This is a genomic window from Streptomyces sp. CO7, from assembly GCF_053474865.1.
In genome coordinates, this window is sequence record NZ_JBRIOU010000004.1 from 1011515 (window position 1) to 1032043 (window position 20529).

Below are 20529 nucleotides of genomic sequence, written 5' to 3' on the forward strand. Positions count from 1 at the left end.
GACGAGGACGGCGCACGCCGCGACCCGCCACGTCGGCCGACCACCGCGGCGTGCGCCGTCCTCGTCGGTTCAGCGCGACGCCCGATCCACCGCCGCACTCGGGTCACCGCCGCACTCGGCTCACCGCGCCGACCAGTTCGCCGCGCCGATCAGTTCGCCGCGGCGATCAGCGCCACCAGCCAGTAGACGCTCCACCCGGCGATCCATATCCAGCCCAGCACCAGGCCGGCCACCGCGCAGCCGTCGCCCTGCTGACCCGAGGCGCGGATCTCCGCGCGCGCCTGGTGGCCGAGCACCACCGCCGGGATGCTGGTGAGCCCCGCGGACATCACCGTCAGGATGCCGAGCACCATCGCGGCTATCGCCTTGCCGTTGGTCGTGCCCGGGTAGGGGGCCGCCCCGAGGACCGGCGGAGCGGCGCCGAAGGAGCCCCGCACGGGCGGCGGCCCGTAGGAGTGCGCCGCCGGCGGGGCGGAGACGGGCCCCTGCGGCAGGTCGGCGACCAGGCCGGACAGCTCCGCCTGGGTGCGGGCCACGTAGGCCCGGGCCACCCGCTGCTCGAACTCGGTCTTGCCGAGCCGCCCCTCTGCGTACCCGGCGCGGAGCACGTCGACCGCGCGCTCGCGGTCGGCCGTCGACGCCAGCATCGGACTGCCCCCCGCGTACGGGGACCAGGGCTGCATGGACATATCGGCACCACCCCTCTCCTTGGACGGTAAAACGCCCGCCGCCGGGCTCCCGGTTCCCTCCCCGCCCGGATTCCCCCGTCCGGCCCACTCCCGGGACATGCCGAAGGGCGGCCACCCCCACGGGGGTGACCGCCCTCAGGTCACGCGGACCTACCGCTCAGCGCGGTTCGCTCACTGGTTGTACGGACCGTAGTCGTAGTCCTCCAGCGGCACCGCCTGGCCGGAGCCGGCGCCGAACGGCGAGTAGTCCATGTCGTCGTAGCCCACCGCCGAGTACATGGCGGCCTTGGCCTCCTCGGTCGGCTCGACCCGGATGTTGCGGTAGCGGGACAGACCCGTACCGGCCGGGATGAGCTTACCGATGATGACGTTCTCCTTGAGGCCGATCAGGGAGTCGGACTTGGCGTTGATCGCCGCGTCCGTCAGGACCCTGGTCGTCTCCTGGAAGGACGCCGCCGACAGCCACGACTCGGTCGCCAGCGAGGCCTTGGTGATACCCATCAGCTGCGGACGGCCGGAGGCCGGGTGGCCGCCTTCCTGGACCACACGACGGTTCTCGGTCTCGAACTTCGAGCGCTCCACCAGCTCGCCCGGCAGCAGCTCCGCGTCGCCGGACTCGATGATCGTCACGCGGCGCAGCATCTGCCGGATGATGATCTCGATGTGCTTGTCGTGGATCGACACGCCCTGCGAGTTGTAGACCTTCTGGACCTCGCCGACCAGGTGCACCTGGACCGCACGCTGGCCGAGGATGCGCAGCACGTCGTGCGGGTTGGTGGCACCCATGGTCAGCTGCTGGCCGACCTGGACCGGGTCGCCCTCGGACACCAGGACCTTGGCGCGCTTGGAGATCGGGTAGGGCATCTCGTCGCTGCCGTCGTCCGGGGTGACGACGATCTTCTTGGTCTTCTCGGTCTCCTCGATCCGCACGCGGCCGGCGGCCTCGGAGATCGGGGCGACACCCTTCGGGGTACGGGCCTCGAAGAGCTCGACGACACGCGGCAGACCCTGGGTGATGTCGTCACCGGCCACACCACCGGTGTGGAAGGTACGCATCGTCAGCTGGGTGCCGGGCTCACCGATGGACTGGGCGGCGATGATGCCGACCGCCTCACCGATGTCGACCAGCTTGCCGGTGGCCAGCGAGCGGCCGTAGCACATGGCGCAGGTGCCGACGGCGGACTCACAGGTCAGGACCGAGCGGGTCTTGACCTCCTCCACGCCGGCGCGGACCAGCTGCTCGATGAGGACGTCACCGAGGTCGACGCCCGCCGGGGCGAGCACCTTGCCGTCGACGACGATGTCCTCGGCGAGGCAGCGTGCGTAGACCGAGGTCTCCACGTTGCCGACCTTGGCGAAGACGCCCGCCTCGTCGCGCTCGGCGATCTTCAGCTTGAGACCGCGCTCGGTGCCGCAGTCCTCCTCGCGGATGATCACGTCCTGCGAGACGTCCACCAGACGACGGGTGAGGTAACCCGAGTCGGCGGTACGCAGAGCGGTGTCCGCCAGACCCTTACGGGCACCGTGGGTGGAGATGAAGTACTCCAGCACGGACAGGCCCTCACGGAACGAGGCCTTGATGGGACGCGGGATCGTCTCGTTCTTGGCGTTGGACACCAGGCCACGCATACCGGCGATCTGACGCATCTGCATCATGTTGCCTCGTGCGCCCGAGTTCACCATCATCGAGACCGGGTTGACCTTCGGGAAGTTCTCGTTCATGGCCTCGGCGACCTTGTTGGTCGCCTCGGTCCAGATCCCGATGAGCTCGTTGGTGCGCTCTTCCTTGGTGATCAGACCGCGCTCGTACTGCTTCTGGACCTTCTCGTCCTTGGCCTCGTACGAAGCGACGATCTCCTTCTTCGCGTCCGGGACGACGATGTCGGAGATGGCCACGGTGACACCGGAACGGGTCGCCCAGTAGAAACCGGCCGACTTCAGGTTGTCGAGCGTCGCCGCCACGATCACCTTGGGGTAGCGCTCGGCGAGGTCGTTGACGATCTCGGAGAGCTGCTTCTTGCCCACCTCTTCGTCGACGAAGGGGTAGTCCTCGGGCAGCAGCTCGTTGAAGAGCGCGCGGCCCAGCGTGGTGTGCAGACGGAACGAGTCCCCCTGCTGCCACTCGGGCTCGCCCTCCTCGCGGGCCGGCGGGGTCCAGCCGCGGGGCGGCATGGTGCCGACCGGGAAGCGGATGTCCACCTCGGCCTGGAGCGAGAGCTCACCGGCGTCGAAGGCCATGATCGCCTCGGCGACGGACGCGAACGAGCGGCCCTCGCCCTTGGGCCCGCGGCCCTCGGCGTCCGTGGTGAGGAAGAACAGACCGAGGACCATGTCCTGGGTCGGCATCGTCACCGGACGGCCGTCGGCGGGCTTGAGGATGTTGTTCGAGGAGAGCATCAGGATGCGCGCCTCGGCCTGCGCCTCCGCGGAGAGCGGCAGGTGGACGGCCATCTGGTCACCGTCGAAGTCCGCGTTGAACGCGGTGCAGACGAGCGGGTGGATCTGGATGGCCTTGCCCTCGACCAGCTGCGGCTCGAAGGCCTGGATGCCGAGGCGGTGCAGCGTGGGCGCACGGTTCAGCAGAACCGGGTGCTCCGCGATGACCTCTTCGAGCACGTCGTACACGACCGTGCGGCCGCGCTCGACCATGCGCTTGGCGCTCTTGATGTTCTGCGCGTGGTTCAGGTCGACCAGGCGCTTCATCACGAACGGCTTGAAGAGCTCCAGCGCCATCGCCTTCGGCAGACCGCACTGGTGCAGCTTCAGCTGCGGACCGACGACGATCACGGAACGCGCGGAGTAGTCCACACGCTTGCCGAGCAGGTTCTGACGGAAACGGCCCTGCTTGCCCTTGAGCATGTCGCTCAGGGACTTCAGCGGACGGTTGCCCGGACCGGTGACCGGCCGGCCACGACGGCCGTTGTCGAACAGCGCGTCCACTGCCTCCTGGAGCATGCGCTTCTCGTTGTTCACGATGATCTCGGGCGCGCCGAGGTCGAGAAGCCGCTTCAGGCGGTTGTTGCGGTTGATGACGCGGCGGTACAGGTCGTTCAGGTCGGAGGTCGCGAAGCGGCCACCGTCCAGCTGCACCATCGGACGCAGGTCCGGCGGGATGACCGGCACGCAGTCGAGCACCATGCCCTTGGGGCTGTTGCTGGTCTGCAGGAACGCGGAGACGACCTTGAGGCGCTTGAGCGCGCGGGTCTTCTTCTGGCCCTTGCCGGTGCGGATGATCTCGCGGAGCTTCTCGGCCTCCTCCTCGAGGTCGAAGGACTCCAGCCGCTTCTGCAGCGCGGCGGCGCCCATCGAGCCGTCGAAGTACGTGCCGAAGCGGTCACGCAGCTCGCGGTAGAGCATCTCGTCGCCCTCGAGGTCCTGGACCTTGAGGTTCTTGAAGCGGCTCCACACCTCGTCGAGGCGGTCGATCTCGCGCTGGGCGCGGTCACGGAGCTGCTTCATCTCGCGCTCGGCGCCGTCGCGCACCTTGCGGCGCACGTCGGCCTTGGCGCCCTCGGCCTCGAGCTCGCCGAGGTCGTTCTCGAGCTTCTTGGCGCGGGCCTCGAGGTCCGCGTCACGGCGGTTCTCGATCTGCTGGCGCTCGACGGAGACGTGGGCCTCCAGCGAGGGCAGGTCGCGCTGACGACGCTCCTCGTCCACGTACGTGATCATGTACGCGGCGAAGTAGATGACCTTCTCGAGGTCCTTCGGGGCGAGGTCGAGCAGGTAGCCCAGCCGCGACGGAACGCCCTTGAAGTACCAGATGTGGGTGACAGGGGCGGCGAGCTCGATGTGGCCCATCCGCTCACGGCGCACCTTGGCGCGGGTCACCTCGACGCCGCAGCGCTCACAGATGATGCCCTTGAAGCGGACGCGCTTGTACTTGCCGCAGTAGCACTCCCAGTCCCGGGTGGGGCCGAAGATCTTCTCGCAGAAGAGCCCGTCCTTTTCCGGCTTGAGCGTGCGGTAGTTGATCGTCTCGGGCTTCTTGACCTCGCCGTGGCTCCACTGACGGATGTCGTCAGCGGTCGCCAGGCCGATCCGGAGCTCGTCGAAGAAGTTGACGTCGAGCACTATGCGTCAATCCCTCTCAGGGTTGTAAGTCTGTGGTCTGAAACGGGGGTCGCGGGATCGGCGGGGGCCGGCCTCAAGGGCAGGCCCCGCGCCGGACTCCCGTCAGACCTCTTCGACGCTGCTCGGCTCGCGCCGCGACAGGTCGATGCCGAGCTCCTCCGCAGCGCGGAAGACGTCCTCGTCGGTGTCACGCATCTCGATGGACATACCGTCGCTGGACAGCACCTCCACGTTGAGGCAAAGGGACTGCATCTCCTTGATGAGCACCTTGAAGGACTCGGGGATGCCGGGCTCAGGGATGTTCTCGCCCTTGACGATGGCCTCGTAGACCTTCACGCGGCCGGTCACGTCGTCGGACTTGATCGTCAGCAGCTCCTGGAGCGCGTAGGCGGCGCCGTAGGCCTCGAGGGCCCACACCTCCATCTCGCCGAAGCGCTGGCCACCGAACTGGGCCTTACCACCCAGCGGCTGCTGGGTGATCATCGAGTACGGGCCGGTCGAACGCGCGTGCAGCTTGTCGTCGACCAGGTGGTGCAGCTTGAGGATGTACATGTACCCGACCGAGATCGGGTCCGGGAACGGCTCGCCGGAGCGGCCGTCGAACAGCCTCGCCTTGCCGGACGGCAGGACCATGCGGTTGCCGTCGCGGTTCGGGATGGTGTGCTGCAGCAGGCCGGCCAGCTCGTCCTCGCGGGCGCCGTCGAACACCGGGGTGGCGACGTTGGTGCCGGGCTCGACGGCGTCGGCGCCGATCGCCTGGAGGCGACGGGCCCACTCGTCGGCCAGGCCGGAGACGTCCCAGCCGCGGCTGGCGAGCCAGCCGAGGTGGATCTCCAGCACCTGTCCCGGGTTCATTCGGGACGGCACACCCAGCGGGTTGAGGATGATGTCGACCGGGGTGCCGTCCTCCAGGAACGGCATGTCCTCGATCGGCAGGATCTTCGAGATGACGCCCTTGTTGCCGTGACGGCCGGCGAGCTTGTCACCGTCGGTGATCTTGCGCTTCTGCGCGACGTAGACGCGGACCAGCTGGTTCACGCCCGGCGGCAGCTCGTCGCCCTCCTCGCGGTCGAAGACGCGCACGCCGATGACCTTGCCGGTCTCGCCGTGCGGCACCTTCAGCGAGGTGTCGCGGACCTCACGGGCCTTCTCACCGAAGATGGCGCGCAGCAGGCGCTCCTCCGGCGTCAGCTCGGTCTCGCCCTTGGGCGTGACCTTGCCGACCAGGATGTCGCCGGCGATGACCTCGGCGCCGATGCGGATGATGCCGCGCTCGTCGAGGTCGGCCAGGACCTCCTCGGAGACGTTCGGGATGTCCCGGGTGATCTCCTCGGGGCCGAGCTTGGTGTCACGGGCGTCGACCTCGTGCTCCTCGATGTGGATCGAGGAGAGGACGTCGTCCTGCACGAGGCGCTGCGACAGGATGATCGCGTCCTCGTAGTTGTGACCCTCCCACGGCATGAACGCCACGAGCAGGTTCTTGCCGAGGGCCATCTCGCCGTTCTCGGTGGCCGGGCCGTCGGCGAGGACCTGACCGGTGATGATCCGGTCGCCCTCGTTGACGATGACCTTCTGGTTCACCGAGGTGCCCTGGTTGGAGCGGGAGAACTTGGCCAGGCGGTACGTGATGTACGTGCCGTCGTCGTTCGCCGTGGTGATGTAGTCCGCGGAGACCTCCTGGACCACACCGTCCTTCTCGGCCTTGACCACGTCGCCGGCGTCCACGGCGGAGCGGTACTCCATGCCGGTGCCGACGAGCGGGGCCTCGCTCTTGATGAGCGGCACGGCCTGGCGCATCATGTTCGCGCCCATGAGGGCACGGTTGGCGTCGTCGTGCTCGAGGAACGGGATCATGGCGGTCGCGACCGACACCATCTGGCGCGGCGAGACGTCCATGTAGTCCACGTCCTCGCCACCGACGTAGTCGACCTCGCCGCCCTTGCGGCGGACCAGGACGCGCGCCTCGGCGAACCGCATCTCGTCGGTCAGCGGGGCGTTGGCCTGCGCGATGACGAAGCGGTCCTCCTCGTCGGCGGTCAGGTAGTCGACGTCGTCGGTGACCTGGCCGTCGACCACCTTGCGGTAGGGGGTCTCGACGAAGCCGAACGCGTTGACGCGGCCGTAGGAGGCGAGCGAGCCGATCAGACCGATGTTCGGGCCTTCAGGGGTCTCGATCGGGCACATGCGGCCGTAGTGCGACGGGTGGACGTCTCGGACCTCGAAGCCGGCCCGCTCACGGGACAGACCGCCGGGGCCCAGCGCCGACAGGCGGCGCTTGTGGGTCAGACCCGACAGCGGGTTGTTCTGGTCCATGAACTGGGACAGCTGGCTGGTGCCGAAGAACTCCTTGATGGAGGCGACGACCGGCCGGATGTTGATCAGGGTCTGCGGCGTGATCGCCTCGACGTCCTGGGTGGTCATGCGCTCACGCACGACGCGCTCCATACGGGCGAGACCCGTACGGACCTGGTTCTGGATCAGCTCGCCGACGTTGCGCAGGCGGCGGTTGCCGAAGTGGTCGATGTCGTCGGTCTCGACGACCACGGTCGAACCGTTGTCACCGACCGTCTCGGTCTCGCCGGCGTGCAGCTTCACCAGGTACTTGATCGTCGAGAGGATGTCCTCGACGGTCAGGATGCCGGCGTCGAGCGGGGCGTCGGCGCCCAGCTTCTTGTTGACCTTGTAGCGGCCGACCTTGGCGAGGTCGTAGCGCTTGGGGTTGAAGTAGAGGTTCTCGAGCAGCGTCTGCGCGGCCTCACGGGTCGGCGGCTCGCCCGGACGCAGCTTGCGGTAGATGTCCAGCAGCGCGTCGTCCTGGCCCTGGGTGTGGTCCTTCTCCAGGGTGGCGCGGATCGACTCGTACTCGCCGAACTCCTCGAGGATCTGCTCGGTGGTGTAGCCGAGGGCCTTGAGCAGCACGGTGACCGACTGCTTGCGCTTGCGGTCGATGCGGACACCGACCATGTCGCGCTTGTCGATCTCCATCTCCAGCCAGGCACCCCGGGAGGGGATGATCTTGGCGGAGAAGATGTCCTTGTCGGACGTCTTGTCGATCGACGAGTCGAAGTAGACACCGGGGGAACGGACCAGCTGCGAGACCACGACACGCTCGGTGCCGTTGATCACGAAGGTGCCCTTGTTGGTCATGAGCGGGAAGTCGCCCATGAAGACCGTCTGGGACTTGATCTCGCCGGTCTCGTTGTTGGTGAACTCGGCGGTGACGAAGAGCGGGGCCGCGTACGTGAAGTCGCGCTCCTTGCACTCGTCGATGGAGTTCTTCGGAGGCTCGAAACGGTGGTCGCGGAAGGTCAGCGACATCGACCCGGAGAAGTCCTCGATCGGGGAGATCTCCTCGAAGATCTCCTCCAGACCGGACTTGGTGGGGACGTCCTGACCTGACTCCAGAGCCGCCTCGACGCGAGCCTTCCACGCGTCGTTGCCGAGCAGCCAGTCGAAGCTCTCGGTTTGCAGCGCCAGAAGGTTCGGAACCTCGAGGGGCTCCTTGATCTTTGCAAAGGAGATGCGCAGCGGGGCGGTGCTGGCACCGTTGTTCGTATTCGCGGTCGAGGCAGTGCGCGAGGCGGCCAAGAGGGGGTCCTTCCGAGGGCTCGGACTCACTACGCGCGTACCGGCCCCCGCAGAGGAGAGGAAGAGTGGACAACGTCCCAGGTCGGGACGGTCCGGCCTTCCTGGCTCGAGCGGGGCAGACCCCTGGTGACGGGCAGGGGGCAGCTAACAGGCAGCGCAAAGGGTCAGTGTAGCCACATGGCTCACTGATGTCCAGTGCGGGTATGCGCGAACCCCACGAATGCCGCTGACCCTCGCTGTTCTCACCTTGTCTCGACACCGTCTTCGACGACGCCTCGGGCGGGAGCGATATCCCCCTGCCGTCAACGCACGGTGATACTGCCCTCTTCGCCGCCGATCCATGCCTCGGATTACGGATCGTGTCGCGGCGCGAACTGAGAATCGCGCGCCGCGTGCGGTTCGTCAAGGGCTCCCCGCCGCCCGGCTGTTCTCCGGCGGCGCGCTGCCACGGCCACCGGAAAGCACTGCGTGCGGGACTCCCCCGGGCACGGCGAAGATCACCTTACCCCGAGCCACGGACACCGCAAGGAGCCCGCCGGGCGGCCCGTGGAACGCCGAAGAGCGACCACCCACTTGGGTGATCGCTCTTCAGTGCTTGAGCGTTACAGCCCGCTCACGCGGAGACTGTGACGGCCGAGCGGGGATCCCTGCGGACCCGGAAGGTCTTACTTGACCTCGACGGAGGCGCCGGCGCCCTTGAGGGACTCGGCGGCCTTCTCCGCGGCCTCCTTGTTGACCTTCTCGAGGACGGGCTTCGGGGTGCCGTCGACGAGGTCCTTGGCCTCCTTCAGGCCGAGGGAGGTCAGCTCACGCACGACCTTGATGACCTGGATCTTCTTGTCGCCGGCACCGGTGAGGATGACGTCGAACTCGTCCTTCTCCTCGGCGACCTCGGCGGCGGCGGCCGGGCCGGCCGGGGCGGCGGCGACGGCCGCGGCGGCGGTGACGTCGAACTTCTCCTCGAAGGCCTTCACGAACTCGGAGAGCTCGATGAGGGTCATCTCCTCGAACTGGGCAAGCAGGTCTTCCTGGCTGAGCTTCGCCATGATGGCGGTCCTTCCACTCAATTCGGCAGGTGGTGCCGGATGTACTGGGTGAGGCGGGCGTACGTTGGGCCCGCTGTTGATCCGTGCCGCGGCGTCCTTGCGACCAGCTGGTCTCAGGAGTGGGCGGCGAGGATCAGAAAGCGAGCCGAATTACTCGGCACCGCCCTGCTCGTCCTGCTTGGCACGAAGCGCGTCCACGGTGCGGACGAGCTTCGACGGGAGCGCCTGGAAGAGCGAGGCAGTCTGGGACTGCTTGCCCTTGAACGCACCGGCCAGCTTGGACAGCAGAACCTCGCGGGACTCGAGGTCCGCAAGCTTCTTGATCTCGTCGGCGGACAGCGCCTTGCCGTCAAGGACACCGCCCTTGATGACGAGATTCGGGTTCTCCTTGGCGAAGTCACGGAGACCCTTCGCCGACTCCACCGGGTCACCGGTGACGAAGGCGACCGCCGTCGGACCGTTGAACAGGTCGTCGAGCGAGGAGATCCCGGCCTCGTTGGCCGCAATCTTGGTCAGCGTGTTCTTCACCACGGCGTACTGGGCGTTCTCACCGAGCGAACGGCGCAGCTGCTTGAGCTGTGCCACGGTGAGACCGCGGTACTCGGTCAGCACGGCGGCGTTGGAGCTGCGGAACGCGTCCACGAGCTCGGCAACCGCGGCAGCCTTGTCGGGCCTCGCCATAGAGCCTCGGCCTCCTTCCGGGTGATTCGGACCGCGCGGACCCGAAGGAGGACTGGGAAAAACGAAACGCCCCATGCGCAGGCGCACGGGGCTCAGCTCGACCGTCTCGGCTCACGCCGCTCCGGGAACTACTCCACGATCACCTACGCGGGTCGTCCGCACTTCAGCGGATCCTTCGGCCACCGCGCCCTCATGCGAGTGCACGGCAACGACCAGCGGTCTTTGGCTTCCTCGGAAGAGTACGCGAGTGCACCGCCGTGGAGCAAATCCGCCCCGGACGGCCCGGACGAGGCGACTCCGGCGCCGTGCCCGGGGCCTGCCCGCCCGGCGTCCAGGCCGCTGGGGCGGGGCGACTCCAGCAGGAGGGCGACCCGGGTCCCGGCCCGCTCCTGGCAGGCCGGGAGCGCGAGCACCGGCACGAGGGCACCAGGGCGAGCGCGCCGGCCGTGGCGGCCGACGGCGCTCGCCCGTGACGCGGTCGCCCGACCGGTCAGGCGCCGGCGCCGGCGCCGGACATCATCTCGGCCAGGTCGAAGGTCTCGGAGGCCGGCGGGGCGGTCACCTTCGCCTTGGTCCCGAAGTCCGACAGGTCCATCTTGATCTTCATCTCGCCGACGGCGGAGTCCATGACGACGTTCATCCGGGTCGGCAGGTCGTCCTCGGTCACCCAGACCTCGATCTCGTAGGACTTCACACCGGCCTGCTCGACGGTGGCCGCGAGCCTGTCGCGCTGCTCCTTGTCGAGCTCGGCGAAGGCCTTGTTGGAGTCGATCATCTCCTTGACCGGCACCGTGCCCTTGTAGTGCTCGGCCTGCAGGCCGTTGACCTTCTCCGAGCCGAGGCTCTGGATGTTCGGCGACTCCAGCAGGATGCCCAGCGACTCGGTCGGGTCCTGGTTCATGTTCTCGTTCATCGCGCCGGACAGCCCGCCCGCCTCGGCCCCGCCCGCCTCCTCGGCGGCCTTGCCGATCTCGGTGTAGTCGAGCTTCATCCAGCGCTTGCCGTCCATCTCCGCGGAGGCGGCCTTGCCCATGTCCATGTACATGACGTTGTCGACCATCACCGCGCGGATCTCGTCGGGAGCCCCCGCCTGTCCGCCGCCGAGCGCCCCGCCCGACATCGTCACGTCGAGCAGCGCCGGGTCCCAGCCCTGCACACCGCTCATGGTGATCTCGCCGCCCTGCGCGCCGGGGACGGTCATCGTCATCTCAAGGTGGGCGGTCCTGACCTCGGAGGTCTTCTTGAACGCCGCGGTCAGCGCGGAGACCGCGTCGCCGCCGCCCTTCTCCTCGGCGGCGGCAGGCTTGCTGCCCTTGGCCGCGTCCTGCTCCTCGCAGGCGGTGGCGCCGGCGACCAGGGCGGTGACCGCGGCCAGGGAGGCCAGCGAGCGGCGGGTGCGAAGGTTCATGATGATCCCCCCGGGATCTTGGTGCGGATGTGCGGGTGTGACGTCCCCTCCACACTAGAGACACCCGCCGACACCGCATCAGCCTTTTCCGGGCACTCTTGACAACACCCACACTGCCGTCCGCCGGAAACACTGCCCGGCCCCCGGAAAACGCCGGTGGCCCCGCCCCCCGGAAAGGGGGACGGGGCCACCGGAAAAGGACCGTCGCGGTGAGCGTCAGGCTCAGACCGCGGCCGGGTCCTCCTCGACGAGGAGGTTCCGCGTACGGTTCGAGTCCAGCGGGATGCCGGGACCCATCGTCGTGGAGATCGCGGCCTTCTTGATGTAACGACCCTTGGCGGCGGACGGCTTCAGACGGAGGATCTCCTCCAGCGCCGCGCCGTAGTTCTCCACCAGCTTGGTGTCGTCGAAGGACGTCTTGCCGATGATGAAGTGCAGGTTCGAGTGCTTGTCGACCCGGAACTCGATCTTGCCGCCCTTGATCTCGGTGACGGCCTTGGCGGTGTCCATGGTGACGGTGCCGGTCTTCGGGTTCGGCATCAGACCACGCGGACCGAGCACGCGGCCGAGGCGGCCGACCTTGCCCATGAGGTCCGGGGTGGCGACGACGGCGTCGAAGTCCAGGCGGCCCTTGGAGACCTCGTCGATGAGCTCGTCGGAGCCGACGATGTCGGCGCCCGCGGCACGCGCGGCCTCGGCACGGTCGCCGGTCGCGAAGACCAGGACCCGGGCGGTCTTACCGGTGCCGTGCGGAAGGTTCACGGTGCCACGGACCATCTGGTCGGCCTTGCGCGGGTCGACACCCAGACGGAAGGCGACCTCGACGGTGCCGTCGAACTTGGTCGTGGAGGTCTCCTTGGCGAGACGGACGGCCTCGAGCGGGGCGTAGAGCTTCTCCCGGTCGATCTTGGCGTCCGCAGCGCGGAGAGACTTGCTGCGCTTGCTCACTTCTGCTCCTGAGTACTGAGAGGAGTCGTGGTAGGGGCCGAGCAGGCCCTCCCACGTCAACTACGGGGGTGGTCAGCCTTCGACGGTGATGCCCATGGAACGGGCGGTGCCGGCGATGATCTTCGCGGCGGCGTCGATGTCGTTGGCGTTGAGGTCGGGCATCTTGGTCGTGGCGATCTCACGGACCTGCGCGTCGGTGATCTTCGCGACCTTGGTCTTGTGAGGCTCGCCGGAGCCCTTCTCCACACCCGCGGCCTTGAGAATCATCTTGGCGGCCGGCGGAGTCTTGGTCACGAAGGTGAAGGAACGGTCCTCGTAGACCGTGATCTCCACCGGGATGACCCAGCCACGCTGCGACTCGGTCGCGGCGTTGTAGGCCTTGCAGAACTCCATGATGTTCACGCCGTGCTGGCCCAGCGCGGGGCCGACCGGCGGGGCCGGGTTGGCCGCGCCGGCATTGATCTGGAGCTTGATGAGCCCCGTGACCTTCTTCTTCTTGGGAGGCATGTGCTCTCTCTCCGGGTCTTAGTGAGAGGTTGAGCCAACCATCCGATTCAGCCGGATGGAGGCATACCGCACCACGATAACGGGTATCCATGTGCGGCTGAAAACCGAGCAGGTCAGACGGCCACCGAAGTGTGCCGTCCGACCTGTTTCGGAAGACTTTGGATCAGTTCTTCTGGATCTGGTCGAAGGACAGCTCGACCGGGGTCTCGCGGCCGAAGATCTCGACGAGGCCCTTGACCTTCTTCGAGTCGGCGTTGATCTCGTTGATCGTCGCCTGCAGGGTGGCGAAGGGGCCGTCGGTGACGGTGACCGAGTCGCCCACCTCGAAGTCCAGGACCTGGACCTCGACCTTGCGCTGCGGCGCCGGCTTGCCCTCGGCCTCGGCGGCCTCGCGGGCGGCCTTGGCCTCGGCCTCCGGAGCGAGCATCTTCACGATCTCGTCCAGCGACAGCGGGTACGGGTCGTAGGCGTTGCCCACGAAGCCGGTGACACCGGGGGTGTTGCGGACGACACCCCAGGACTCGTTCGTCAGATCCATGCGGACGAGCACGTAGCCGGGCAGCTTGTTCTGCTTGACCGTCTTGCGCTCGCCGTTCTTGATCTGGACGATCTCTTCCTCGGGCACCTCGGCCTGGTAGATGAACTCCTCGACGTTCAGCGAGACGGCACGCTGCTCGAGGTTGGCCTTCACGCGCTTCTCGTAACCGGCGTACGTGTGGATGACGTACCAGTCGCCGGGCAGGGTGCGCAGTTCCTCGCGGAGGGCGGCGACCGGGTCCACGACCTCGTCGGCCGTGTCCTCGTCGGTCCCGTCGTCGTCGGTCCCGTCCTCGTCCGCGGCGGCCTCGACGGCGTCGGCGGGGGTCTCCGACTCGTCGGCGGCGTCCTCGGACGCCTCCTCGACGTCGGCGTCGGCAGCCTCGACCTCGGCGGAGGTCTCGGTGTCCTCGGTGTCCGCGCCCTCGACGATCTCGAGCTCGTCCTCGACGGCCTCGACCGACTCGCTGGCGTCGTTCAGGTTCGGGTCAGACACGGTGGCTGCTTCTTCCTGGGTACATGGGGGTTGATGCCGTTCCGCCGGCGCCGCCTCCCGCGAGGGGCGCTCCCCGCCTCGCCCCCTCGCGGGGGAGGAATCGACGGTCCAGCGGAACACTGGCCTTCAGCCTAGCGGACGATTCGTCCCTGTCAGGCGTTCATGAACACCAGGCCGGGACGCGAACAAGGGCGCCGTTTTCACGACGCCCTGTCTGCTGTGCGGTGTCAGTTCGGGCGGGTCAGCCGAAGACCCAGCCGGCGGCCTCGTCGAGGCCGAAGTCGATCACTGTGACCAGTCCGATCATGACCACCACGAATATGATCACGACTGTCGTGTACGTGGTGAGCTGACTGCGGGAGGGCCAGACGACCTTGCGAAGCTCCGCGACGATCTGGCGGTAGAAGAGCGCGAGGCGCTTCAGCGGGCCCTTCTTGGCGCGCTTGCCGCCCTTGCGCGGCTTCTTCTCTTCGTCCTGGGCATCAGGCATGTCGATGGAGCCCACGGCGTCCGTCACTCGTCCTCACCTGAATCCCGGATCGTGCCGTGCACGAGCCCGGTATGAGCCGCACGGCGGTGTCTGGCAATACTGTCATGCGCACACAACCTGGCTAGGTGTGTGTAGCAGGGCCGGAGGGACTTGAACCCCCAACCGCTGGTTTTGGAGACCAGTGCTCTACCAATTGAGCTACGACCCTTTGTGGTGTCCACCAACCTACCGCATGGTCTCGGGTCTCTCGCAAGATCCTGATCGACGCGGTCCGTCGGCTTCCAACGAGGTGAGAGTGTACGTGCTCTCGGCCTCCGCGTCGAACAGAAAATTCCGCGTCCCGCGAGGACGTCGGCGCCAACGTCCTCCACACCTCCCCCGAGCCTCCTCCACGGCTCCCGGCCGAGGACCCGGACGGGCACGCGGATGGGCACGCGTGTGCACCCCTTGTTCACTCCGCGAACCTGGATGCCGCCGGTGTTTCCTTTCTGAAACCATGGCGGTCATGAGCGCAGCTACCTCTCCGACCGAGCGCCGGGTGTCCGCCCGCATCGGCGCGATCTCCGAGTCCGCGACCCTCGCCGTCGACGCCAAGGCCAAGGCCCTGAAGGCCGCCGGGCGCCCGGTGATCGGCTTCGGCGCCGGCGAGCCCGACTTCCCGACGCCGGACTACATCGTCGAGGCCGCGATCGAAGCCTGCAAGAACCCGAAGTTCCACCGCTACACCCCCGCCGGCGGTCTCCCCGAGCTCAAGGCCGCGATCGCCGCCAAGACGCTGCGCGACTCCGGCTACGAGGTCGACCCCTCGCAGGTGCTGGTGACCAACGGCGGCAAGCAGGCCATCTACGAGGCCTTCGCCGCGATCCTGGACCCGGGCGACGAGGTCATCGTCCCGGCCCCGTACTGGACCACCTATCCGGAGTCGATCCGGCTGGCCGGCGGCGTGCCGGTGGAGGTGGTGGCCGACGAGACCACCGGTTACCGGGTCTCGGTCGAGCAGCTGGAGGCGGCGCGCACCGACCGCACCAAGGTCGTGCTGTTCGTCTCCCCCTCCAACCCGACCGGCGCGGTCTACAGCCGTGAGGACGCCGAGGCGATCGGCCGCTGGGCCGTCGAGCACGGCCTGTGGGTGCTCACCGACGAGATCTACGAGCACCTGGTCTACGGCGACGCCGTCTTCACCTCGCTGGCGGCCCTGCTGCCCGAGCTGCGCGACAAGTGCATCGTGGTCAACGGCGTCGCCAAGACGTACGCGATGACCGGCTGGCGGGTGGGCTGGATCATCGGCCCCAAGGACGTCGTGAAGGCCGCGACCAACCTGCAGTCGCACGCCACCTCCAACGTCTCCAACGTGGCCCAGGCCGCCGCGCTGGCCGCCGTCTCCGGCGACCTGGCCGCCGTGGAGAAGATGCGCGAGGCGTTCGACCGCCGCCGCCGGACGATCGTGCGGATGCTCAACGAGATCGACGGCGTGGTCTGCCCGGAGCCGGAGGGCGCGTTCTACGCCTACCCGTCGGTGAAGGCGCTGATCGGCAAGGAGATCCGCGGCCGCCGTCCGCAGAACTCGGTCGAGCTCGCCGCGCTGATCCTGGAGGAGGTGGAGGTCGCGGTCGTCCCGGGCGAGGCCTTCGGCACCCCGGGCTACCTGCGGCTCTCCTACGCGCTCGGCGACGAGGACCTCGTCGAGGGCGTCAGCCGCATCCAGAAGCTGCTGGCCGAGGCCCAGGACTGAGCCGGTCGTAGGCGAGCGGGCGGGGCGGTACGTGACCTCACGTACCGCCCCGCTCCGTCTGTGCGCGGCGCCTGCCGGACCGATTTTCCGTTCGGGCAAGGTCTCGAAAGGGGAACTGGGTAGGAGAGACGCATGGGTGTGCGGCAGGATTCGGCAATGGAGCGCGTACGTGATCTCACCAAGCTGCCGAAGGCTCATCTGCACCTGCACTTCACCGGTTCGATGCGCCCCCAGACCCTTCTCGAGCTCGCCGACAAGCACGGCGTCCGTCTGCCGGACGCGCTGACCGGGGCGGAGCCCCCGCAGCTGCGGGCCACCGACGAGCGCGGCTGGTTCCGCTTCCAGCGGCTCTACGACGCCGCCCGGAGCTGCCTGCGGGACGAGGACGACATCCGCAGGCTGGTCCGGGAGGCCGCCGAGGAGGACGTCCGGGACGGGTCCGGGTGGCTGGAGATCCAGGTGGACCCCACCTCCTACGCACCGCGGCTGGGCGGGCTGATCCCCACCATGGAGGTCATCCTGGACGCCGTGGACTCGGCCTCCCGGGAGACCGGTCTGGGCATCCGGGTGCTGGTGGCGGCGAACCGCATGAAGCATCCCCTGGACGCGCGGACCCTGGCCCGGCTGGCGGTCCGGTACGCGGACCGCGGCGTGGTCGGCTTCGGGCTCTCCAACGACGAGCGGCGCGGCCTGGCCCGCGACTTCGACCGGGCGTTCGCGATCGCGAGGGAGGGCGGTCTGCTGGCCGCCCCGCACGGCGGTGAGCTGACCGGTCCGGCCTCGGTGCGCGACTGCCTGGACGACCTGGAGGCCACCCGCATCGGCCACGGCGTGCGCGCCGCGGAGGACGCGCGGCTGATGCAGCGGCTGGCGGACCGGCAGATCACCTGCGAGGTCTGCCCCGCCTCCAACGTGGCGCTGGGCGTCTTCGACAAGCCGGAGGAGGTCCCGCTGCGCACCATGTTCGAGGCCGGGGTGCCGCTGGCGCTGGGGGCCGACGACCCGCTGCTCTTCGGCTCGCGTCTGGCCGCGCAGTACGAGTTCGCCCGGGAGCACCACGAGTTCACCGACGCGGAGCTTGCCGAGCTGGCCCGTCAGTCCGTCCGCGGCTCGGCCGCGCCGCCGGGGGTCCGCTCCCGGCTGCTGGCCGGCATCGACACCTGGCTGACCACGCCGGCGTGACGTGCCGGCTGACCACGCCGGAGTGACGTGCCGGCGGCCCCCGGGAGGTGGGGGCGGTGGAGGCAGGGACGTGGTGGTCGTGGGGCGGTGGCCTCAGAGGCCGACGCCCACCATCACCGGCTCGTTGACCAGGGTGACGCCGAACGCCTCCCGCACCCCGGCCACGACCTCGCGGGCGAGGGCGAGGAGGTCCTCGGTGGTGGCGGAGCCGCGGTTGGTGAGGGCCAGCGTGTGCTTGGTGGAGATGCGCGCGGGGCCGCTGCCGTAGCCCTTGGTGAAGCCCGCCCTGTCGATCAGCCAGGCGGCGGAGGTCTTGGTGCGCCCCTCCCCCGCCGGGTACGCCGGCGGCGTCGCCTCGTCGCCGAGGCGCTCGCGCACCCGCTCGCGGAAGGCCGCGAAGGCGGCGTCGTCGAGGATCGGGTTGGTGAAGAACGACCCGGCGGACCAGGTGTCGTGGTCCTCGGCGTCGAGCACCATGCCCTTGCCCGCGCGCAGCTTCAGCACCGTCTCGCGGGCCTGCTCCAGCGGCACCCGCTCGCCGGCCTCGACACCCAGGGCGCGCGCCGTCTCGGGGTACTTCAGCGGGGCGGACATGCCCCCGGCGTCCTCCAGCTCGAAGCGGACGCGCAGCACGACGTATCGGTCCGGGTCCGCCTTGAAGCGGCTGTGCCGGTACGAGAAGCCGCACTCCTCGCCGCTCAGGGCGACCGTCGCGCCGGCGGCGCGGTCGTAGGCGATCACCTCGGTGATGGTGGAGGAGACCTCCTGGCCGTAGGCGCCGACGTTCTGGATGGGCGTGGCGCCCGCGGAGCCGGGGATGCCGGCCAGGCACTCGATGCCCGCCAGACCGGCTCGCACGGTGCGCGCCACGGCCTCCGACCAGACCTCGCCGGCGGCCAGCTCCAGGCTGGTGCCGTCCAGGGAGAAACCGCTGGTGGCGATGCGCAGGGCGGTGCCCTCGAAGCCCTTGTCGCCGACGACCAGGTTGGAGCCGCCCCCGATCACGAGCAGCGGCGTGCCGGAGGCGTCGGCCTCGCGGACGGCCTCCACGACCTCGGCGTCGGTGGTCGCGGTGACCAGCCGACGGGCCGGGCCGCCGAGACGGAAGGTGGTCAGCGGGGCGAGCGGGGCGTCATGTCGTTCCTGCACGCCGCCTAGCCTACGCGGCGGCCCGGACGGGACGCGGAGGCGTCGCCGCCCGGCCCGGGTGCCACGACGGGCGTCCGGCGGCCATGGCGGGCGTCGGGCGGCCACGGCGGGCGTCGGGCGGCCCTGGCGGGCGTCCGGGCCCGGGGCCGGGCGGAGGACCCGGCCCCGGAACCGCGCCGGGCTCAGGCGAGGCGGACGACCGCGCGGGACATGCCGAGGACCTTCTGCCCGGCGAACATCGCGGTCAGGTCCACCCGAACCTGGTTGTCGTCGAGCTTGGCCGCGACCTTGCCACTGACCTCGACCGTCGCGCCCTCGTCGTCGTTGGGGACCACGACGGGCTTGGTGAAGCGGACGCCGTACTCGACCATCGCGCCCGGGTCGCCGGTCCAGTCGGTGACCACACGGGCCGCCTCGGCCATGGTGAGCATGCCGTGCGCGATGACGTCCGGCAGCCCGACCTCCTTGGCGAACTTCTCGTTCCAGTGGATCGGGTTGAAGTCGCCGGACGCGCCGGCGTACTCGACCAGCGTGGCGCGGGACAGCTTGAAGACCTGCGCGGGCAGTTCGGTGCCGACCTCGACGTCGGCGTACGCGACCTTGGCCGTCATCCTCGTCATCCCTCCTCGGCGGCGCGGGCCACCAGCTTGATCCAGGCGGTCACCACGAGTTCGCCGGACTCGTCGTGCACGTCGCCGCGCACGTCCAGGATGTCGTTGCCGGCCAGCGACTTGATGGCGTCGATGGTGGTGGTCACGGTGAGCCGGTCACCGGCGCGCACCGGGCGGCGGTAGGCGAACTTCTGGTCGCCGTGGACCACGCGGCTGTAGTCGAGTCCCAGCTCCGGGTCGTGGATCACGCGCCCGGCGGCCTTGAAGGCGACGAGGAAGACGAAGGTCGGCGGCGCGATCACGTCGGAGTGGCCGAGGGCCTTGGCGGCCTCCGGATCCGTGTACGCCGGGTTGGGGTCGCCGATGGCGGCGGCGAATTCGCGGATCTTCTCCCGCCCGACCTCGTACGGGTCGGTGGGCGGGTAGCTCCGCCCGACGAACGACTGGTCCAGCGCCATGGGCGCCACCTCCTGCTGCCTGTGCTTGCTGCGGTAACCCTATGCACGGCGGGGCGCGCCCCGGGGCGGGACGGCCGGACGCCGTGGGGAACGACGAAAGGCCGCCCCCTGACGGGGACGGCCTCACGTACGAGCCTGATTTATCGCGTCTCGCGGTGCGCGGTGTGCGCCTTGCAACGCGGGCAGTGCTTCTTCATCTCCATGCGATCCGGGTTGTTACGCCGGTTCTTCTTGGTGATGTAGTTCCGCTCCTTGCACTCCACGCAGGCCAGCGTGATCTTCGGGCGGACGTCGGTGGCAGCCACGTGAAGTGCTCCTTGACGAACGGATAGTACGAACTAAGACAGAAAAATAGTAGCCGACTGAAGGACCGACCCCGCAATCGGCTACTAAGAGTAGCGGTGACCGGACTTGAACCGGTGACACAGCGATTATGAGCCGCTTGCTCTACCGACTGAGCTACACCGCTGCGGATCGATCGGACCCCGCCTCACGGCGGGGACCTCTCTCACCAGAGCCCCAATACGGAATCGAACCGTAGACCTTCTCCTTACCATGGAGACGCTCTACCGACTGAGCTATTGGGGCGAGCGAGGAAGACATTACACGGTCGTCCGCCGATCCCCCAAATCCGTTTCCCGGCGTCCTGCGCCGGGATGTCCCGAAGGGGCCACCCGGCCGCCCCACGGCCCTCCCCGCCCCACGGGAGAGGGCTCCCGCACCGGTGGCACCACGGCTCCCGCACCGGTGGCACCACGCCGGTACGACTATTGCGCTCCTCCCCGGGCTCGGCGGGTCGCCGCCCTAGGCTCGGTCACTCCACGTGATCGTTTCTCCAGGGCCGCCCCTCGGCGTCCTCCCCGCAGCAGCACCCGGATCCGGACCCCCAGGAACGCGATGTCCGACAGCCAGCCGCCTCCCCAGCAGCCCAACCCG

16 protein-coding genes and 3 tRNA genes are annotated in these 20529 nt (G+C 68.8%); 2 read left to right on the forward strand and 17 right to left on the reverse strand.

What is annotated here, in order from left to right; translation table 11 throughout:
* Nucleotides 1-149: 149 nt before the first annotated feature.
* The 11 genes from ACOV8S_RS17435 to ACOV8S_RS17485 all read right to left on the reverse strand — a co-directional run bounded on the left by ACOV8S_RS17435 (nucleotide 150) and on the right by ACOV8S_RS17485 (nucleotide 14669).
* Nucleotides 150-689, reverse strand: coding sequence for a DUF1707 and DUF4190 domain-containing protein (locus ACOV8S_RS17435; protein ID WP_448318686.1), 540 nt, complete (start codon nucleotides 687-689; stop codon nucleotides 150-152).
* 171 nt (nucleotides 690-860) lie between these two features.
* Nucleotides 861-4760: a DNA-directed RNA polymerase subunit beta' gene (locus ACOV8S_RS17440; protein WP_351110730.1), complete on the reverse strand. Its 3900-nt coding sequence runs from the start codon at nucleotides 4758-4760 to the stop codon at nucleotides 861-863.
* Between the two features lie 102 nt (nucleotides 4761-4862).
* Complete coding sequence (gene rpoB, locus ACOV8S_RS17445) at nucleotides 4863-8348, reverse strand: DNA-directed RNA polymerase subunit beta (RefSeq protein ID WP_108954830.1); 3486 nt, start codon at nucleotides 8346-8348, stop codon at nucleotides 4863-4865.
* 665 nt (nucleotides 8349-9013) lie between these two features.
* A complete protein-coding gene (gene rplL, locus ACOV8S_RS17450) occupies nucleotides 9014-9394 on the reverse strand; it encodes a 50S ribosomal protein L7/L12 (RefSeq protein WP_448318687.1) in 381 nt (126 codons plus the stop codon).
* A gap of 150 nt (nucleotides 9395-9544) precedes the next feature.
* A complete protein-coding gene (rplJ, locus tag ACOV8S_RS17455) occupies nucleotides 9545-10075 on the reverse strand; it encodes a 50S ribosomal protein L10 (protein WP_351110736.1) in 531 nt (176 codons plus the stop codon).
* 490 nt (nucleotides 10076-10565) lie between these two features.
* Entirely contained in the window at nucleotides 10566-11483 is a 918-nt protein-coding gene (locus ACOV8S_RS17460) for a hypothetical protein (protein WP_448318688.1), read from the reverse strand.
* A gap of 222 nt (nucleotides 11484-11705) precedes the next feature.
* On the reverse strand, nucleotides 11706-12431 hold the full coding sequence (rplA, locus tag ACOV8S_RS17465) for a 50S ribosomal protein L1 (protein WP_351110740.1): 726 nt from the start codon (nucleotides 12429-12431) through the stop codon (nucleotides 11706-11708).
* Nucleotides 12432-12503: 72 nt separating this feature from the next.
* The gene (gene rplK, locus ACOV8S_RS17470; protein WP_108954835.1) at nucleotides 12504-12938 is read right to left on the reverse strand and encodes a 50S ribosomal protein L11; all 435 of its coding nucleotides are present in this window, start codon (nucleotides 12936-12938) and stop codon (nucleotides 12504-12506) included.
* Nucleotides 12939-13101: 163 nt separating this feature from the next.
* Nucleotides 13102-13971: a transcription termination/antitermination protein NusG gene (nusG, locus tag ACOV8S_RS17475; RefSeq protein WP_448318689.1), complete on the reverse strand. Its 870-nt coding sequence runs from the start codon at nucleotides 13969-13971 to the stop codon at nucleotides 13102-13104.
* Nucleotides 13972-14212: 241 nt separating this feature from the next.
* Nucleotides 14213-14488: a preprotein translocase subunit SecE gene (gene secE, locus ACOV8S_RS17480; RefSeq protein WP_351110744.1), complete on the reverse strand. Its 276-nt coding sequence runs from the start codon at nucleotides 14486-14488 to the stop codon at nucleotides 14213-14215.
* A gap of 108 nt (nucleotides 14489-14596) precedes the next feature.
* Nucleotides 14597-14669 (reverse strand) — tRNA-Trp (locus ACOV8S_RS17485).
* 297 nt (nucleotides 14670-14966) lie between these two features.
* Between ACOV8S_RS17485 and ACOV8S_RS17490 the strand changes: the two genes are divergently transcribed.
* Nucleotides 14967-16193: a pyridoxal phosphate-dependent aminotransferase gene (locus ACOV8S_RS17490; protein ID WP_448318691.1), complete on the forward strand. Its 1227-nt coding sequence runs from the start codon at nucleotides 14967-14969 to the stop codon at nucleotides 16191-16193.
* 156 nt (nucleotides 16194-16349) lie between these two features.
* Nucleotides 16350-17375, forward strand: a complete 1026-nt coding sequence (locus tag ACOV8S_RS17495; protein ID WP_448318692.1) for an adenosine deaminase — start codon at nucleotides 16350-16352, stop codon at nucleotides 17373-17375.
* A gap of 93 nt (nucleotides 17376-17468) precedes the next feature.
* Here ACOV8S_RS17495 and ACOV8S_RS17500 read toward each other — a convergent pair whose 3' ends face one another.
* The 6 genes from ACOV8S_RS17500 to ACOV8S_RS17525 all read right to left on the reverse strand — a co-directional run bounded on the left by ACOV8S_RS17500 (nucleotide 17469) and on the right by ACOV8S_RS17525 (nucleotide 20181).
* Nucleotides 17469-18524 (reverse strand): UDP-N-acetylmuramate dehydrogenase, encoded by a 1056-nt coding sequence (locus ACOV8S_RS17500; protein ID WP_448318693.1) that lies wholly within the window; start codon nucleotides 18522-18524, stop codon nucleotides 17469-17471.
* A 182-nt stretch (nucleotides 18525-18706) separates the two neighbouring features.
* Nucleotides 18707-19135, reverse strand: a complete 429-nt coding sequence (locus ACOV8S_RS17505; RefSeq protein WP_448318899.1) for a MaoC family dehydratase — start codon at nucleotides 19133-19135, stop codon at nucleotides 18707-18709.
* A gap of 5 nt (nucleotides 19136-19140) precedes the next feature.
* Complete coding sequence (locus ACOV8S_RS17510; protein ID WP_448318694.1) at nucleotides 19141-19593, reverse strand: FAS1-like dehydratase domain-containing protein; 453 nt, start codon at nucleotides 19591-19593, stop codon at nucleotides 19141-19143.
* Between the two features lie 140 nt (nucleotides 19594-19733).
* On the reverse strand, nucleotides 19734-19898 hold the full coding sequence (gene rpmG / locus ACOV8S_RS17515) for a 50S ribosomal protein L33 (RefSeq protein ID WP_046706212.1): 165 nt from the start codon (nucleotides 19896-19898) through the stop codon (nucleotides 19734-19736).
* A 91-nt stretch (nucleotides 19899-19989) separates the two neighbouring features.
* Nucleotides 19990-20062 (reverse strand) — tRNA-Met (locus tag ACOV8S_RS17520).
* 46 nt (nucleotides 20063-20108) lie between these two features.
* Nucleotides 20109-20181 (reverse strand) — tRNA-Thr (locus ACOV8S_RS17525).
* Nucleotides 20182-20529: the final 348 nt, after the last annotated feature.

What these genes read in the sequence shown, in the direction of transcription:
- rplL (WP_448318687.1), bottom strand. Translation starts at nt 9,394, where the DNA reads ATGGCGAAGCTCAGCCAGGAAGACCTGCTTGCCCAGTTCGAGGAGATG.
- rplK (WP_108954835.1), bottom strand. Translation starts at nt 12,938, where the DNA reads ATGCCTCCCAAGAAGAAGAAGGTCACGGGGCTCATCAAGCTCCAGATC.
- rplJ (WP_351110736.1), bottom strand. Translation starts at nt 10,075, where the DNA reads ATGGCGAGGCCCGACAAGGCTGCCGCGGTTGCCGAGCTCGTGGACGCG.
- ACOV8S_RS17490 (WP_448318691.1), top strand. Translation starts at nt 14,967, where the DNA reads ATGAGCGCAGCTACCTCTCCGACCGAGCGCCGGGTGTCCGCCCGCATC.
- ACOV8S_RS17460 (WP_448318688.1), bottom strand. Translation starts at nt 11,483, where the DNA reads ATGAACCTTCGCACCCGCCGCTCGCTGGCCTCCCTGGCCGCGGTCACC.
- ACOV8S_RS17505 (WP_448318899.1), bottom strand. Translation starts at nt 19,135, where the DNA reads ATGACGGCCAAGGTCGCGTACGCCGACGTCGAGGTCGGCACCGAACTG.
- ACOV8S_RS17495 (WP_448318692.1), top strand. Translation starts at nt 16,350, where the DNA reads ATGGAGCGCGTACGTGATCTCACCAAGCTGCCGAAGGCTCATCTGCAC.
- ACOV8S_RS17510 (WP_448318694.1), bottom strand. Translation starts at nt 19,593, where the DNA reads ATGGCGCTGGACCAGTCGTTCGTCGGGCGGAGCTACCCGCCCACCGAC.
- ACOV8S_RS17435 (WP_448318686.1), bottom strand. Translation starts at nt 689, where the DNA reads ATGTCCATGCAGCCCTGGTCCCCGTACGCGGGGGGCAGTCCGATGCTG.